This is a genomic window from Streptomyces sp. NPDC049887 (assembly GCF_040656535.1).
GTDB lineage: Bacteria > Actinomycetota > Actinomycetes > Streptomycetales > Streptomycetaceae > Streptomyces.
Map to the genome: position 1 here is coordinate 93,115 of NZ_JBFAMM010000004.1, position 16,340 is coordinate 109,454.

At 71.2% G+C, this 16,340-nt stretch carries 14 protein-coding genes and 1 tRNA gene; 4 read left to right on the top strand and 11 right to left on the bottom strand.

Annotated elements, in window-relative coordinates; all coding sequences use genetic code 11:
• Positions 1-132 precede the first annotated feature (132 nt).
• From AB0J10_RS06560 to AB0J10_RS06575, 4 genes are read right to left on the bottom strand one after another with little or no spacing between them, the layout of a single operon-like run.
• Entirely contained in the window at positions 133-1,539 is a 1,407-nt protein-coding gene (locus AB0J10_RS06560; protein WP_363058467.1) for a GH1 family beta-glucosidase, read from the bottom strand.
• A 45-nt stretch (positions 1,540-1,584) separates the two neighbouring features.
• Complete coding sequence (locus tag AB0J10_RS06565) at positions 1,585-2,475, bottom strand: carbohydrate ABC transporter permease (RefSeq protein ID WP_363058870.1); 891 nt, start codon at positions 2,473-2,475, stop codon at positions 1,585-1,587.
• 12 nt (positions 2,476-2,487) lie between these two features.
• Positions 2,488-3,507 carry a sugar ABC transporter permease gene (locus AB0J10_RS06570; protein WP_363058469.1) on the bottom strand — a complete coding sequence of 340 codons (1,020 nt, stop codon included), beginning with the start codon at positions 3,505-3,507 and terminating at the stop codon, positions 2,488-2,490.
• 17 nt (positions 3,508-3,524) lie between these two features.
• A complete protein-coding gene (locus AB0J10_RS06575) occupies positions 3,525-4,838 on the bottom strand; it encodes an ABC transporter substrate-binding protein (protein ID WP_363058471.1) in 1,314 nt (437 codons plus the stop codon).
• 250 nt (positions 4,839-5,088) lie between these two features.
• Here AB0J10_RS06575 and AB0J10_RS06580 point away from each other — a divergent pair, with 250 nt between their 5' ends.
• Positions 5,089-6,156: a LacI family DNA-binding transcriptional regulator gene (locus tag AB0J10_RS06580; RefSeq protein WP_363058872.1), complete on the top strand. Its 1,068-nt coding sequence runs from the start codon at positions 5,089-5,091 to the stop codon at positions 6,154-6,156.
• A gap of 340 nt (positions 6,157-6,496) precedes the next feature.
• Here AB0J10_RS06580 and AB0J10_RS06585 read toward each other — a convergent pair whose 3' ends face one another.
• Positions 6,497-6,649 carry a hypothetical protein gene (locus AB0J10_RS06585; RefSeq protein WP_363058473.1) on the bottom strand — a complete coding sequence of 51 codons (153 nt, stop codon included), beginning with the start codon at positions 6,647-6,649 and terminating at the stop codon, positions 6,497-6,499.
• Between the two features lie 378 nt (positions 6,650-7,027).
• Between AB0J10_RS06585 and AB0J10_RS06590 the strand changes: the two genes are divergently transcribed.
• A complete protein-coding gene (locus AB0J10_RS06590) occupies positions 7,028-7,579 on the top strand; it encodes a hypothetical protein (RefSeq protein ID WP_363058475.1) in 552 nt (183 codons plus the stop codon).
• Positions 7,580-7,989: 410 nt separating this feature from the next.
• On the opposite strand, the gene AB0J10_RS06595 is transcribed toward AB0J10_RS06590, so the two are convergent.
• From AB0J10_RS06595 to AB0J10_RS06605, 3 genes are all read right to left on the bottom strand, one after another.
• Positions 7,990-8,062, bottom strand: a tRNA-His gene (locus AB0J10_RS06595).
• A 533-nt stretch (positions 8,063-8,595) separates the two neighbouring features.
• Positions 8,596-9,201, bottom strand: a complete 606-nt coding sequence (gene orn, locus AB0J10_RS06600; RefSeq protein ID WP_363058477.1) for an oligoribonuclease — start codon at positions 9,199-9,201, stop codon at positions 8,596-8,598.
• Positions 9,202-9,211: 10 nt separating this feature from the next.
• The gene (locus AB0J10_RS06605) at positions 9,212-10,408 is read right to left on the bottom strand and encodes a helix-turn-helix domain-containing protein (protein ID WP_363058479.1); all 1,197 of its coding nucleotides are present in this window, start codon (positions 10,406-10,408) and stop codon (positions 9,212-9,214) included.
• 1,297 nt (positions 10,409-11,705) lie between these two features.
• Here AB0J10_RS06605 and AB0J10_RS06610 point away from each other — a divergent pair.
• Together AB0J10_RS06610 and AB0J10_RS06615 are read left to right on the top strand one after the other, a co-directional pair.
• Positions 11,706-12,227: a universal stress protein gene (locus tag AB0J10_RS06610; RefSeq protein ID WP_363058481.1), complete on the top strand. Its 522-nt coding sequence runs from the start codon at positions 11,706-11,708 to the stop codon at positions 12,225-12,227.
• 177 nt (positions 12,228-12,404) lie between these two features.
• Entirely contained in the window at positions 12,405-12,974 is a 570-nt protein-coding gene (locus AB0J10_RS06615) for a GPR1/FUN34/YaaH family transporter (protein ID WP_363058483.1), read from the top strand.
• 113 nt (positions 12,975-13,087) lie between these two features.
• Here AB0J10_RS06615 and glmS read toward each other — a convergent pair whose 3' ends face one another.
• The 3 genes from glmS to AB0J10_RS06630 form a co-directional block, all read right to left on the bottom strand.
• On the bottom strand, positions 13,088-14,905 hold the full coding sequence (glmS, locus tag AB0J10_RS06620; RefSeq protein WP_363058485.1) for a glutamine--fructose-6-phosphate transaminase (isomerizing): 1,818 nt from the start codon (positions 14,903-14,905) through the stop codon (positions 13,088-13,090).
• A gap of 84 nt (positions 14,906-14,989) precedes the next feature.
• A complete protein-coding gene (locus tag AB0J10_RS06625; RefSeq protein ID WP_138055133.1) occupies positions 14,990-15,265 on the bottom strand; it encodes a hypothetical protein in 276 nt (91 codons plus the stop codon).
• A gap of 125 nt (positions 15,266-15,390) precedes the next feature.
• On the bottom strand, positions 15,391-16,254 hold the full coding sequence (locus AB0J10_RS06630; protein WP_363058487.1) for a DUF4429 domain-containing protein: 864 nt from the start codon (positions 16,252-16,254) through the stop codon (positions 15,391-15,393).
• Positions 16,255-16,340: the final 86 nt, after the last annotated feature.

Here is a 16,340-nt window from a genome sequence, read left to right on the forward strand (position 1 = left end):
CCGCCCCGTGGCCGCGGGCCCCCGGTGGAGCCCCCTCCCGCACCACCGGTGGCCCGCGGCCACCACCCCCCACGCGGCGCGCCCCGGCCGGTGACCCCCCACCCGGCCGGGGCGCGCGTCCGCCGCAGCGGGTCAGCAGTCGGGGAGCACCCCCGTCCGCGCCAGCTCGCCGTACCAGCGGGCGCTGGACTTCGGGATGCGGGCCTGGGTGTCGTAGTCGACGTACACCGCGCCGAAGCGCTTCCCGTAGCCGTACGCCCACTCGAAGTTGTCCAGCAGGGACCACAGGAAGTAGCCCCGGACGTCGGCGCCGTCCGCCATCGCACGGTGCACGGCGGAGAGATGGCTGTGGAGGTAGCGGATCCGCTCGGGGTCGTGGACGGTTCCGTCGGCGCCCGGCTTGTCGGGGTACGCGGCGCCGTTCTCGGTGATGACGAGCGGCAGCCCCGGGGCTTCGCGGGAGTAGCGCGTCAGCAGCTCGTGGAGGCCCGTCGGGTCCACCGGCCAGCCCATGTCCGTGACGTCGCCCGGCGCCCGGTGGAAGGCGACCGCCTCGGCGCCCGGCCAGGGGGAGTGGGCGCCGCCGCCGTGACCGTCGTTCCGCTCCGGCGCACCGTCACTGTCAGTGGCACCGGATACAACGGTCGGTGAGTAGTAGTTGATGCCCAGCGAGTCGAGGGGGTGCCGGATGACGGTCAGGTCGTCACCGTGGACGAAGGACCAGTCCGTGAGGCGTTCCGTGTCCACGAGGAGGTCCGCGGGGTACGTGCCGTGCAGCATCGGGTCGGTGAAGACGCGGTTGGCCAGCGCGTCGATCCTGCGCCGCGCGTCCAGATCGGCCTCCGTGCCGCTTCTGGCCCTGACCGCGCTGGGGTTGATGCTCACGGACACCTGGCCGCGGGCGGGCAGAGCCGTGCGCAGCGCCTGGGCGGCCAGCCCGTGGCCCAGGTTCAGATGGTGCGCGGCACGGAGCGAGGCCACGGGATCGGTGCGGCCCGGCGCGTGCACCCCCGAGGCGTATCCCAGGAAGGCGCTGCACCAGGGCTCGTTGAGCGTGGTCCAGCGCTCCACCCGGTCGCCCAGCGCGTCGGCGACGATACGGGCGTAGTCGGCGAAGCGGTGCGCCGTGTCCCGTTCGGGCCAGCCGCCGGCCGTCTCCAGCTCCTGCGGCAGGTCCCAGTGGTAGAGCGTCAGCACAGGGGTGATCCCGTGGTCCAGCAGGTCGTCGACGAGTGCCCGGTAGAAGTCGAGACCGCGCTGGACGGCAGGGCCCCGGCCGGTGGGCTGGACCCGAGGCCAGGAGACCGAGAAGCGGTACGCGTTGACGCCGAGCCCGGACATGAGCCGGACGTCGTCCGCGCGGCGGTGGAAGTGGTCCACGGCGACATCGCCGGTGTCCCCGTTCTCCACCTTGCCGGGCGTGTGGCTGAAGGTGTCCCAGATCGACGGCGTACGGCCGCCCTCCCGCACTGCGCCCTCGATCTGGTAGGCGGCGGTGGCGGTGCCCCACAGGAAGCCGGGCGGAAAGCTGACGGACATGGAGGAGCTCCCGAGGTGTGAAGGAGGAGGGAAGTGGAGGCGGCGTCAGCCCTTGACCGCGCCCTGCATGATGCCGCCGACGATCTGCCGGCCGAAGAGCACGAAGGCGAGCAGCAGCGGCAGCGTGCCCAGCAGCGCACCGGCCATGATCACGGACTGGTCGGGGATGTATCCGCGGCCCAGTCCGGTCAGCGCCACCTGGACCGTGGGACTGCCGTTCTGCGTCAGAGCGATGATCGGCCAGAAGAAGTCGTTCCACGCCATCACGAAGGTGAGCATGCCAAGGACCGCCATCGCCGGCCGGGCGGCCGGGAAGACCACGTGCCACACGACGCGCCAACTGCTCGCCCCGTCCACCCGGGCCGCCTCGATCAGCTCCGTCGGCAGCGCCTCGCTCAGGTACTGCCGCATGAAGAACACGCCGAAGGCGCTGACGAGCGTGGGGAGGATGACGGACTGCAGCCGGTCGGTCCAGGACAGCTCCGCGATCAGCATGTACAGCGGGACGACGCTGAGCTGCGGCGGGACCATCATCGTGCCGATCACCAGCAGCATCAGGGCGTTCCTGAACCGGAAGCGGAGCTTGGCGAAGGCGAAGCCGGCGAGGGTCGAGAAGACCACGGTGCCCGCTGCGACGGACCCCGCCACGACGGTGGTGTTGAGCAGGGCCGTGCCCATGTTGGCGTCGGTCCAGGCGATTTCGAGGTTCCTGAACAGGTTGCCGCCGAACCAGAAGGGCGGGGGCGTCTGCGCGAGCCGGGTGTTGGTGCGGGACGCCGCGATCGCCGTCCACACCAGGGGGAAGAGCGAGCCCAGGGTGAAAACGATCAGCACGGCATGGGTGATGCGCCCGCCGTGCAGGTGCCTGCCGGCGCGGGACCGCGGGCGCCCGGCGGTGGTGGTAGTGGTGGCGGCCCGCTCATGGGTGGTGGTCAGCACGTCATCCCCTTAGGCGCTCTTGCGGAGCCGGCGGACGAGCAGCCAGTTCACCGCGCCGATCAGCAGCAGGATCAGGAACATCGTCCAGGCGATCGCCGACGCCCGGCCGAGATGGAGGTTCACCCAGCCCTGCTCGTACAGGTAGAGCCCGAGGGTCTGGAACTGGTGGTCGGCGCCGCCCGTTGCCCCGGCACCGCCGTTGAACAGCAGTGGCTCGCCGAAGAGCTGGGTCGCGCCGATCGTCGACACGACACATGTGAACAGGATCGTCGGCCGCAACGACGGCACGGTCACATGGATGAACTGCTGCCGGCGGGAGGCCCCGTCGAGCGCGGCGGACTCGTACAGCTCGTTCGGGATCGCCTGCATCGCCGCCAGGTAGATCAGCGCGTTGTAGCCGGTCCAGCGCCAGATGACGATCGTCGAGACCGCGATCTGGGACGTCCACTCGCCGTTCTGCCAGTCGACCGGATCGATCCCGGCGAGGCCCAGTGCCCAGTTGATCATCCCGTAGTCCCGGCCGAACATCAGGACGAAGACGAGCGTGGCCGCCGCGACGGACGTGGCGTACGGGGTGAGCGCCGCGACCCGGAAGAACATCGAGCCGCGCAGCCTGTAGTTGAGCAGATGCGCGATGCCCAGGGCGATCAGCAGCTGCGGCACCGTCGAGATGATCCCGATGGTGAAGGTGTTCCTCAGCGCGTTCCAGAAGAACTCGTCCTCGATCAGCCGCGCGAAGTTCCGCAGGCCCACCCATTCCATGTCCGTCGGGGCCGTCAGCTCCACCCGGTGCAGCGAGGCCCAGCCGGTGTAGAGCAGTGGGAAGAGCCCGAAGGCCGCGAAGAACAGGAAGAAGGGGGCGACGAACGCGTACGGGCTCCACCGTACGTCCCGCCGGTACCAGCGGCTGCGCCGCTCGCGGCGCCGCCCGGCCGCAGCGGTCTCCCGGTCGGGGAGCCGCCGGGTCGGGGCCGCGCCCTCCTCCCGGGAGGGCGCGGCGGCAGCCGGGTCACCGGCCGTGCCGGTCACGGGAGTCACCGGCCCGATCACCGGTCCAGCGCGTTGTCGATGGCCTTCACGGCTGCGGCCCAGCCTTCCTTGGACGACCGGCCCTTCTGGTCGACCTGGAGCATGCCGACGTCGGCCAGGTTCTGGGCGATCACCAGGTCCTTCGGGCCGATGATCGTGACCGGGATGCCCTCGGCGGCCCGGGAGAAGATCTCGCCGATCGGCGCGCCCCCGAAGTAGTCGTGCTCGGCGCCGGCCACGACGGGCAGCGAGTACGCGGCCCTGGCGCTCGGGAAGCTGCCGCGCTTCTCGAAGAGCTTCGCCTGCTGCTCGGGTGCGGTCAGCCAGGCCGCGAGCTTCGCCGCCTCGGTCTTGTTCCTGCCCGCTTCGGGCACGATCAGGAACGAGCCTCCCCAGTTGCTGGGCTTCGGCGCGGGCGCGACGTCCCACTTGTCCTTTCCGGCCGCGCCGGCCTTGTCCTGGATGTAGCCGAGCATCCAGGCCGGGCAGGAGACCGTGGCGAACGTGCCGTTGGCGTAGCCCTGGTCCCAGGCGGGCGTGAACTGCTGGAGTCTGCCGGTCAGTCCCTCGGTGGCGAAGGCGGCGGCGATGTCCCATGCCTCCTTCACGGCCGGGTTGGTCTTGTACACGATCTCGCCGTTCTCGTCGTAGAACCGCCTGGCGCTGCTGCCGGTGATCGCGGCCATGACCCCGGAGGCGGAGTCCACGAAAGCCGTGCCCTTGGGCGCCTTGGCCTTGAACTGCTTCCCGGCGGCCAGGTACTTGTTCCAGTCGCCGGCCCAGAGCTCGCCGACGGCCTCACGGTCCGTCGGGAGACCCGCCTTGGCGAAGAGGTCCTTGCGGTAGCAGATGCCCTGCGGGCCGATGTCCGTGCCGAGTCCGACGGTCTTCCCGTCCTTGGACGTGGCCTGTGCCCACTTCCACGGCAGGAAGGCGTCCCTGCTGACGCCTTCGGCCTTGCCGAGGTCGACGAGCTTGTCCGCCTGGGTGGCGGTGATCTCGGCGATGTTGTTGACCTCGACGGCCTGGATGTCGGCCAGCCCGCTGCCGCTGCCCAGATGGGTGAGCAGTTGCGGGTAGTAGTTCTCGTTCCGCTCGATCGAGGTCTGCTTGATCTCGATGTCCCCGTGGAGCCTCATGTACTCGTCGTAGAGACCGGCCTCCTTGAGGCCGAAGGCCCCGAAGACCCCCACGGTGATCGTGGTCCTGCCCTTGCCGCCGGCCCCGCCGTTCGCGGAGCTGCTGCCGGGTTCCTCGCCGTCCTCGGCACAGCCGGCCAGCAGCCCGGCGCCGAGCGCCGCGACGACCGCCAGGATTACGGTCCTGCGCATTGCGTCCTCCTAGTGCCCTGACGTGCCGACCCCCGGCCAACTCTCCCGGTGTGCCCATCGGTTGAAGCCGCGGCCGGGCGGGGAACGTGCGGGTTCTGAATGGGGCAGGTAGTGTGGGAGCGCTCCCATAGGTGATGGCTTGAAGGGTCGCGGCTCCCCGCGGGGGTGTCAAGGCTCCGGGCGCGTAATGTTCCGGGGCAGGGAGGACGGGAGGCGGATCATGGTGGATCGCCGGAATGCCGGTTTCCCCGTGGGGGGCGATGCGCGTGCCGCGTCCCGCGGCGGGGCGAGGGCTTCGGGTCGCGGCGGGGGCAGACCGACGCTCGAGGAGGTCGCCGCACGGGCCGGAGTCGGCCGCGGCACGGTCTCCCGGGTGATCAACGGGTCGCCCCGGGTGAGCGAGGCGACCCGCGCCGCCGTCGAGGCGGCCGTCGCCGAACTCGGTTACGTCCCCAACCGGGCCGCCCGCTCACTCGCCGCCAACCGCAACGACGCCATCGCGCTCGTCGTCCCCGAGCCCGAGGCGCGGTTCTTCGCGGAGCCGTACTTCTCCGACATCGTGCGCGGTGTGGGCGCGGCCCTCGCCGACACCGACATGCAACTGCTCCTCACCTTCGCGGGTTCGGACCGTGAACGCCGGAGACTGGCCGACTACCTCGCGGCCGGCCGGGTGGACGGTGTGCTGCTGGTGTCGGTGCACGCCGACGACCCGCTGCCCGATCTGCTGGAACAGCTGGGCATCCCGGCCGTCATCAGCGGCCGCCGCTCGGCCTCCGACCCCCTTGCCGCGGTCGACTCCGACAACACCGGGGGCGCCCGCGCGGCCGTCGCCCATCTGCTGTCCCGCGGGCGCCGGACCATCGCCACGATCACGGGGCGGCTCGACGTCTACGGTGCCCAGTGCCGCCTCGACGGATACCGCGCCGCGCTCGCGGAGTCGGGTGCGGTGGCCGACGAGCGGCTGGTGGCGCCGGCCGACTTCACCGAGGAGGGGGGCCGGCTGGCCATGCGCGCCCTGCTCGACCGACGCCCCTCGCTGGACGCGGTCTTCGCCGCCTCCGACGTCATGGCCGCCGGCGCCCGCCAGGTGCTGCGCGAGGCGGGCCGGCGCATCCCCGACGACGTCGCCCTGGTCGGCTACGACGACTCCGCGGTCGCCCGCCACATGGACCCGGCCCTCACGAGCGTCCGCCAGCCGATCGAGGAGATGGGCCGCACCATGGCCGGGCTCCTTCTCCAGGAGATCGCCGGCCCCGGCGGACCGGAACGGCCGAGGGTCGTCCTGCCGACGGAGCTGGTGGTCAGGGACTCGTCCTGACGGCGGATCGGCGGCGGATCGGCGAGAAGCCCGACGGCGGACAGGGCGGCGGGTCCGCCCGGAGCCAGCCCCGGCCGCCGGTGGGATCTGCCGCGCGGACCGACAAGCCGAGGGCGCGCACGAGGGGCATGTGGGGCACACACGCCGAGGGGCCGATCCGTTCACGGATCGGCCCCTCGGCATGCAGGGTGAGTGACGGGACTCGAACCCGCCCTGTCACGGAAGTCCCGGCCGACCGCCACAAGCCTGGAAGGCTGCGGAGGCCCAGCCACAGCCGAGGGAGCAGGAGTCTGGGCTCCCGCCCCCTCGGGGCCATTCCGGGTGCGCCGGTCGGCGTCGGTCAGCTCAGGGCGGAGAAGTTCTGCCATCCGCTGGTGCCGACCTCGGTGCCGGGGCCCTGGATGTTGCTGTGGAAGTACAGCTTGGTGTCGCCGCCCGAGGACCAGATGTCGCTCTTGCCGTCGCCGTTCACGTCGGGCAGAGCGGCGATCAACGGGCGGTGGGTGACGGTCCATCCGGTGCCGATGACGGTCGACGCGGGGCCGTCGCCGAGACCGCTGCCGGCGGAGTCGGTTCCCGCGTACCGCCTGGGGCAGCGCGATCACCCGGTCCTCCGTCGTCGTGAAGCCGGCGACCACTACCAGCGGGGCGATTCGGCAGCCAGGACTCATCAACTGGAGCGTCACTCGCGGGAACATGGGTTCGAACGCTAACTTCGCACTGGGATTCTGTGGAGCCGGCTCCATGAGTCCGGGAAAGCTGGTGGGCTCCTGCTGATGCGGCCGAGAGCCTGAAGGCCCGCCGGGGGACCTCACCCGTCCTCCGGCGGGCGCCTGTCCGGAGGATGGAAAGCGCAATGGAATATGGTCGTGTGACGGGGGGGCGAGTACTCCGCCGCCGGTCGTTCCGGGTGCTCGCCCTGGTCTGCCTGTTCGGCTTCGCGGGCGCCGCTTTGTTCGCGGCTTCCGAAGCGTTGTCGAGCGGTGAGGCGGGGCCGATGTTCGGGGCGGCGCTCATACTCGCCGTGGGATCGCTCTGCTACCGGGTCACCCGTTCCCGGGTGCACGCAGATGAGAGCTCTCTCACCGTGGTCAATCCGCTGTTCAGCTACGAGGTGCCCTACGCCTCGATCCACAAGATCGAAGTCAGCGGGTCCGGGAGTCTGACGGTACTCCCCAAGGAGAGGATCGCGGACACCGAGGGCGAGGGGTACCTCGTGGTCGGTTTCGCGGGCTCCCTGCTCGACCGCCTCTTCAAAACCTCCGACAAAGCGGCCGCCGAGCTCAAGAAGTACCGCAGCCGCGGACGACGCGCCCCCGGGGCGGACGGCCCGGTGCGCCGCAAGGTGGTCGCCGATGTCGTCGCAGACGCGATGCTGCTGACGGCGGCCGTCTGCGCGGTGTGGTTCCTGATCCTGCGGTAGCCGGTCACCACGGCCGAGACCGGTGCCCGCCGACGGGCGCCTGCGGCGCCGGGCGATGTCAGAACGGGCAGAGGACGGCCCGGTTCGGCTGAAGCAGGGTTGATCGTGAGGATCGGCCTCAGCAGCTCGTAGGACCATCAGGCGGACTCGTGAACCGTGCCGGTTCCGCGCGCTCCGCGGCAGCGATCAACGAGGAAATCCGTGCCCTGTGGGCGCGGCCCGGGCTCGCCTGGAGGAGACGGCGCGGCGGTACGAGTTGCTGTCGCCGCTCTTCTCGGGGCGCTCCACGATGCTTGCCGTGAAGGGAACGTACGCCCGCTGAGCCTCCCCGTCGCTTCCGCGATGTTCCCAAGAGTTCAGGAACGATCAAGGCCCGGCCTGCTTCCGCAGGCCGGGCCTTGATCGTTCAGGGTGAGTGACGGGACTCGAACCCGCGGCATCCTGGACCACAACCAGGTGCTCTACCAGCTGAGCTACACCCACCATGACCGGTCGTTCTCCCGACCGGCCGAGAAAAAGTGTACAGGGTCCGGGAGGGTGCTCGCGCCCGTGTTTACGTCGGCCCGGCGTGTGCCCTGCGCGCGCGGCGGGACGGGGCTCGCGACCTGGGACGTACCCTCCCGTCCGGAGGCAGGCGCGGCCCGGTGCGGACGCCGGTGCGGCGAGGCCCGTGGGGGGCTCCCGGCCCAGGTGCAGGTTTCATCGTGCGGGCGCGCCAGGCGGATGCCGGCACCGTGGTCTCGTCTACGAGCGCCGTGCGGGGCCGTGTACGAGGAGCCGTGCAGGGCCTTGTGACGCCGGCCCGGGGCCCGGGAGCGGACGCGGGTATCGAGATCTGTCGCCCTGAGCCGGACCGGAACGCCCGTTGCGCCCGGCACGCGACGGTCCCTTCGCACAGGCACCCGGGTGTCCGGTCCGCCGTGGGGTGGGAGTGGTGAGGGATGCCCGTCGCCCGACCCCGGACACGCCCGCGCCGGGCGGGCAGCGGTCGCTGCTCCGCCCGGCGCGCGTGCGGCCTACTGCGCCGCGGGCACCACATGGCGCGCCGCGATCGCCTTCGCCGTGTCGGAGTCCGGGCCCGGCTGGGGGACGAAGATTGCCTCGCGGTAGTAGCGCAGCTCGGCGATCGACTCGCGGATGTCGGCGAGGGCCCGGTGGTTGCCGTTCTTCTCCGGACTGTTGAAGTACGCCCTCGGGTACCAGCGTCGGGCCAGCTCCTTGACCGAGGAGACATCGACGATCCGGTAGTGGAGGTACTCCTCCACCTTCGGCATGTCGCGGAGCAGGAAGCCGCGGTCGGTTCCGACCGAGTTCCCGCACAGCGGCGCTCTGCCCGGCTCCTTGACGTGCTCACGCACGTACGCGAGGACCTGCTCCTCGGCGTCGGCCAGGGTCGTACCGGCCGCGAGTTCGTCGAGGAGGCCCGAGGCGGTGTGCATCTGCCGCACCACCTCGGGCATGGTCTCCAGCGCCGCATCCGGCGGGCGGATCACGATGTCCACCCCTTCACCGAGCACGTTCAGTTCCGAGTCGGTGACCAGCGCGGCCACCTCGATGAGTGCGTCGTCGGCCAGCGAGAGCCCGGTCATCTCGCAGTCGATCCACACCATGCGATCGTTCATGCGTCCTACCTTATGGCGCACTCCGCTGGCCGGGGAGCGCCGGACGCCCGGGGGCGTAGGCGTCCGAGCCGTGCCGGCCCGGTTCCGGGGAACCGGGGGAGGCACCCGTGGCGGCCGGAGGTCTCCTGGTGTGCCCCGGGGACGCCTGGGCCGGCACCACCGGCTCGGACGCCCCGGACCCCACCGGATCGCCCTGCGGACGCCTGGCCCGGTAGGCGGCCCGGTACGCGGCCGGGGAGGAGCCGAGCTGGCGGCGGAAGTGCCCGCGCAGCGCCACCGGGGAGCGGAAGCCGCACCGGCCCGCGACCTCGTCGACCGAGTAGTCGGAGGTCTCCAGCAGCCGCTGCGCCTGAAGCACCCGCTGGGTGATCAGCCACTGCAGGGGAGCGCTCCCGGTGAGCGAGCGGAACCTGCGGTCGAAGGTCCGCCTGCTCATGTACGCACGGGCCGCCAGGGTCTCCACGTCGAACTGCTCGTGGAGGTGCTCCAGGGCCCAGGCCACGACCTCGGCGAGCGGGTCGGAGCCGATCTCCTCGGGTAAAGACCTGTCGAGATAGCGCTCCTGCCCGCCACTGCGCCGCGGCGGGACGACCAGTCGGCGGGCCAGTGCACCGGCCGCCTCCGCGCCGTGGTCGGTCCGCACGATGTGCAGACAGAGGTCGATGCCGGCCGCGGTGCCGGCGGAGGTGAGGACGTCGCCGTCGTCGACGAACAGCTCCCGCGGGTCCACGTGGACCGACGGATAGCGTTTGGCGAGCGTCGGTGCGTACATCCAGTGCGTGGTCGCCGGGCGGCCGTCCAGCAGCCCCGCGGCGGCCAGTACGAACGCCCCGGTGCACAACCCCACGATGCGGGCGCCCTCCTCGTGGGCGCGGCGCAGCGCCTCGAGCGCCTCCGGTGGCGGTGGTGAGGTGATGGACCGCCAGGCCGGCACGACGACCGTGCCCGCTCTGCCGATCGCTTCCAGCCCGTAGGGCGCGGTGAGTTCGAGTCCCCCTGTGGTCCGCAGGGGGCCATCCTCACCGGCGCATACGAGCAGCCGGTAGCGGGGAACTCCGGCATCCTGGCGGTCGATTCCGAACACCGAGAGCGGAATGGAACTCTCGAAGATGGGACCGCCGCTGAACAGCAGCACCGCGACGACTTCTCGGCGGCGGCGCCCGGACAGCTTCCTTACGGCCTCCGGCGCGGCGGAGTCCTGACTCATGACGCTAAGCCCCCCTCGGTGTTCGCGTCTCCCCGTTCTTGTCGGGCCTGTCGCTCCTGCACGTTTCCCCTCGGTTCTGCACGAGTCCCCAGCCTTCGATACTCATGATCGAATCTACTGCGTCCCGTGGTGCCGGCGTGACAAGTTCCAGAACCGGCACATTGTCGACAAGGCAACTTGGCGCGAAGCATTCGATCACGAAGCGTTGCATCCGGAGGCCGCGCAGGGAAGTGCGCGGCGCATGCATGGCCCATCCCCGTAGGGTGCGAGCGGCGCGTGCGGTCCTTTCTTCCCTGGTGGCACGGGGGTTGGCGGGTCATTTCCGCAAGGAACGCCCGAGCAGGCGAAGTTGGCTGAAAACATATGGGTGCGTGTGTGCGAATCCGTCAGATCCGAGGAGCGGGCCGCGCCCGACGGCCGCCGCCCCGGCGTCCTCGCGTTCCCGCGGTGCGCCGCGGCACCCGTTCGGACCGGCGCATCAGCATCCGGCAGGCGCCGGTCACCGCTGCCAGGCCGGCCGCGACCGCGGCCGCCCCGCCGGCGGATGTGCCGTACGCCACCAGCACCACCGGGACGACGGCGCAGCCGAAAGTTGCCCATCGAACCACTTCGCCCGCGGCGACGGCCGCCGGGGTGCGTGCGGCGGGACTCCCGGGCGCTCCGGGGCGCTCTCCGGTGGAGCGGGTGGCGGAGTCGGTGCGTTCGGCGGCTCGGTGGTTCCTCCCGGAGGCCGTCGGCGCAGCCGGTGCCGGTACCGCCGCCGGACGTGCGGCCGTCGTCCGCGGCGCCCTGCGGCGGCCCCGTGGGGGAGTCCGGCCGGATGCGGGGGTGGAGGCGCGGGCGGCCGGGGATGCGGGCACGGGAGCTCCTCGGGGCGGAGGTTCGGCGGGGACGCGGCGAAGCCGGCTGAGCCGTCCCGCCGGTGGGGCGACGGGAGACCAACGAGGAGCGGAGCCCTCCGGTCACTGTCGCGCCTCCGTTTCCCCAGCGGTCCTCCGGCCTTCCGCTCCTCTCCCGGCGGCCGGCTCCGGCCCTGTACGGGCGGGCCGCGGGCCATTCCGGCGGGAGTTCCAGGCGAAGCCTGTACGGTGCAGGCGCCATTGCCATACGGAGCGTGCTCGTGCATGCTCCCTGGGACGCGTGCTCCGTCGGCTCGCCGGGACTGGAACCCCGAGCCCTGGGCAGGCGAGGAGTGGCGCCGTACCCTTGGGGGTATGGGGTTGGGAAGTTGATTCCCGGACAGAGCTCCGCAGCCAACCGTCGCCCTCCCATGAGGATCTGAACGCCGAGACAACCGATGGCCGGTCACGAAACTCCCGAACCCGCGGACCGCAAGCAGGTAGCCGACCCCGTGTCGGATCTGCAGGCGGCGGAACAGTCGCGCCACTCCTGCGATCCCGCCTTCCGGCACGGAGTCGTGGTCGGTTTCGACGGATCCACCTCGAGCGAGCGGGCGCTGGCGTACGCGATCGGGATGGCCAGTCGCTCCGGTTCGGGACTGATCATCGTGCATGTCGCCAACCGCCTTCCCACCACGGTGTGGGCGGGCTGCGAACCGCCGGTCTTCGTCGACGTCCCGGACCACCGCACCGAGGTGCTGGGGCTCGAACTCGCCTGTGCCGACTACCTCTCCGAGGTTCCGTGGATCCTCGTCGAGCGCGGCGGCGACATCTGCCACGAGCTCGAGGAGGTCGGCCGGGAGTATTCGGCCGACGCCATCGTGGTCGGTTCCACCCACGGCATCGTGGGGCGCATTTTCGGCTCGGTCGCCGGGCGGCTGGCCCGCCGGGCGCAACGGCCCGTCATCGTCATCCCGTAGCCCCCAGAAGGCGCCACGAGCCCCTTTCGCACCATCTTTCACGCAGGTCGGCGCGGGTTTTGTAACTTTTTGACGACCGTCATGGCTACTCGGCCGTACGGGGTGGATTGTGCGCTTGTGAAGGGTAGGTAAGGGTGGCTGGGAATCAGCACCAAGCGCGCACGAAGGGAGCCCGCCGTGGACAAGGACGTCTCCGCGGGAAGCGCCACGACAACCACTCTCGGCCACCTCGCACTGGGCCTGACACTGCTGGCCTTCGGGGTCGGCAACACCGGTGTGATCGACAATGTCGCGGCGTCCGACGCCGCAGCCCTCGCGACCTGGGTGGGCGGGGTCGCACTGTTCGTCGTCGGGTTGCTCGAGTTCCGTGCGGGCAACGGCGGTACGGGTACGGCCTTCGCGGGCCTCGGCGCCTTCTGGTTCACCTGGGGGACCGGCACCGGCGCGGAGGTCTCGGCGGAGGCCGCCGGGCTGTTCATGCTCCTGTTCGCGCTCCTGGCGCTCACGCTCACCGCGGGAGCGTCCGGCAGCGGGATCCTCGGTCAGGGCGTGTACGGGCTGCTGTGCGTGTCCATGCTGCTCCTCGCGATCGCCTCGTTCGCGGGGAACGACGGGCTGGCGAAGGCCGGCGGCTGGGCCGCCGCGGTCGCGGGCCTCGTGGCGTGGTACGGCGCCACCGCGGCGCTGGCGCACTGGCCCACCTTCTCCGGGCGTGCCGCAGGCCGGGGTGTGACGGCCACCGGCTGAGCGGTGGGCCGCCGGCGTGAGCCGTCTCGACGCCGGTGGTGAACGAGGCGACCCCCTTGCGGCACTGGTGGCGTGCGCAAGGGGGTCGCCGTCGTGGGTACGGCCGTGCGGGACTACTCCACGGTGACCGACTTGGCCAGGTTGCGCGGCTTGTCGATGTCCCGGCCGAGGGCCAGGGCCGTGTGGTAGGCGAGGAGCTGGAGCGGGATGCCCATGAGGATCGGGTCCAGCTCGTCCTCGTTCTTGGGCACCAGGATCGTGTGGTCGGCCTTCTCCTGCTCCTGGTGGGCGACCGCGAGGATCCGGCCGCTGCGGGCCTTGATCTCCTCCAGCGCGGCGCGGTTCTTCTCCAGCAGCTCGTCGTCCGGGACGATCGCGACCGTCGGCAGCGCCGGCTCGATCAGCGCCAGCGGGCCGTGCTTCAGCTCGGAGGCCGGGTAGGCCTCGGCGTGGATGTAGGAGATCTCCTTGAGCTTCAGGGAGGCCTCGAGCGCCACCGGGTAGCCGCGGACCCGGCCGATGAACATCATCGACTTGGCCTCGGCGTACTCGGCGGCCAGCTTCTTGATCTCGTCCTCGGACTCGAGGATCTCGGAGATCTGGGACGGCAGCCTGCGCAGGCCCTCGATGATCCGCTTGCCGTCGGCGACGGACAGGTCGCGGATGCGGCCCAGGTGCAGTGCGAGCAGCGCGAAGGCGACCACCGTGTTGGTGAAGCACTTGGTGGAGACGACGCAGACCTCCGGGCCGGCGTGCACGTACACGCCGCCGTCGGTCTCGCGGGCGATGGCGGAGCCGACCACGTTCACGACGCCGAGGACGCGGGCGCCCTTGCGCTTGAGCTCCTGGACGGCCGCGAGGACGTCGTAGGTCTCACCGGACTGGGAGACAGCGATGTAGAGGGTGTCCGGGTCCACCACCGGGTTGCGGTAGCGGAACTCGGAGGCCGGCTCGGAGTCGGCGGGGATCCGGGCCAGGGACTCGATGAGCCCGGCGCCGATCAGGCCCGCGTGGTACGAGGTGCCGCAGCCGAGGATCTTGACCCGCCGGATCCCGCGGGCCTCGCGGGCGTCCAGGTTCAGGCCGCCCAGGTGCACCGTGGAGAACCGGTCGTCGATGCGGCCGCGCAGCACGCGGTCCACGGCGTCGGGCTGCTCGGAGATCTCCTTGTGCATGTAGGTGTCGTGGCCGCCCATGTCGTAGGAGGCGGCCTCCCACTCCACGGTCTCGGGCGTGGCGGTGGTCCGCGTGCCCGTCGTCGTGTAGGTGCGGAAGTCGTCGGCCTTCAGGGTGGCCATCTCGCCGTCGTTCAGGGTGACGACCTGGCGGGTGTGGGCGATCAGCGCGGCGACGTCGGAGGCGACGAGCATCTCCTTCTCGCCGATGCCGAGGATGACGGGGGAGCCGTTGCGGGCGACCACGATGCGGTCGTTGAAGTCGGCGTGCATCACGGCGATGCCGTAGGTGCCCTCGATGACCTTGACCGCCTCGCGGACCTTCTCCTCCAGGGTCCCGGCCTGCGAGCGGGCGATCAGGTGGGTGATCACCTCGGTGTCGGTCTCGGAGGCGAAGACGACGCCGTCGGCCTCCAGCTTGGCGCGCAGCTCGTCGGCGTTGTCGACGATGCCGTTGTGGACGACGGCGACCTTGTTCTCGGGGTCCAGGTGCGGGTGCGAGTTGATGTCACTCGGGGCGCCGTGGGTGGCCCAGCGGGTGTGGGCGATGCCGGTGGTGCCGGTGAAGCGCTTGGGGACCCGGGCCTCCAGGTCGCGGACGCGCCCCTTGGCCTTGACCATCTTCAGGCCGGTGCTCTTGGGGCTGGTGATCACCATGCCCGCGGAGTCGTAGCCCCGGTACTCCAGCCGCGCCAGGCCCTCCAGCAGCAGCGGCGCGACGTCGCGCTTCCCGATGTAACCGACGATTCCGCACATAGAGTCTCTGCCCCTCCAACGACGTTCCTGTGTGTGCCCGGCCGCGCCGCACGGTGTGCGCGGTGCACGCGGTCTCCTGGCGGCTCAGCCGTAGACGATGCGGCGCAGCTGCCTGAGCGAGAGGTCCGGGGGAGCCACCGCGCGGTGCGGCAGCTCGGCCGCGATCCGCTCGAAGATCTCCGTGTTCACGCCTCCGCCGGCCTGCAGCTCCCGGTGGCGGCGGCGCACGAACTCCTCGGTCGTCTCGTCGAAGAACGCCAGCACGTCCAGCACCACCCGGGCCGCCTCACCGCGCTGGAGCGCGGTGCTGCGCACCAGATGGTCGATGAGGTCGTCATGCGACGTGCGGCGATCGAGCACCCGTAGATATTGGGGTGTCGCAGGGCCTGAACGCAAGATTCCTGCCCGATTTCGGGCAGGGACCTGCGTGATCATGGTTACAGTCGATGTTTACGCCCGCTTTACGGGTTCGCCCACCGAGCCGCTCACATGCGCTTGAGGACGGCCTGCTTGGCCGTGGAGAACTCCTCGTCGGTCAGTATCCCCGCCTGACGAAGTTCGCCGAGCTCCCGCAGCCGCCGCAGCAGCACGTCGTGACCGTCCGCCGTCGGGGCGGCGGACGGCAGTGCCCCGGCCGTCCGCGGCGGCGTGCTCGGGTGCGGGAGTCGGGCGGTCACAGCGGCGGCGACCAGGACGGTGGTGTACTCCTTGCGCGACAGTCCCCACAGGTCGAGCGCGTACGGGTCGTGCTTGGCGGGCCGCTGGGCGGGTCGGCCGCTCAGCAGGAAGCGAAGATGGCCGTTCTCCAGGCCGATCGCCGGCAGCCAGCGCACGCCGCTCACCTCGGAGAGCGGGAACGTGCTCGCTCCGGACGACGCCTTGGACTCCTCTGCCTTCCAGTTCCACGTGAGGCGGATGGTGTCCCCGTCGAAGGAGGCCGATCCGTCGCCCCCGCCGCCCGAGACCGGCACCGCCGGGCCCGGCAGCAGGAAGCGGTCCACCGGGCCGTCCGGTACCTGGTCCAGCAGCAGGGCGTTGCGCAGTTCGTCCACGAAGTACTCGGCCACGCCGCTGCGGTCGTGCTCCACCGGCAGCCGGTAGGGGTCGCCGCTCTCCGGCAACCGTCCGTCGGCGGCGAGCAGCAGCGGGTCGCTGCCGTCCCGCAGCTTCAGCCGCAGCCGCCCGCCGCGGCGTCCGGGTTCGAACGCGACCCCGGCCAACGCCTCCAGCGGGACGGCGAGTTCACCGAGCGCCTGCCGCAGGGGATGCGTCTTGCCGGTTCCGGGGACGATGCGCACGGTCCGCCCGTCGAACGTCCAGGTGCCGTCCTTCTGGATGATTTCCGCCATTGTGGGATTGTCGCACCACGGGCCGGGGGGTCGGAGGCGGCGCGAAGGGTGCGGGCGTGCCGTGCACTTGAGGGGGCGGCGGCGGG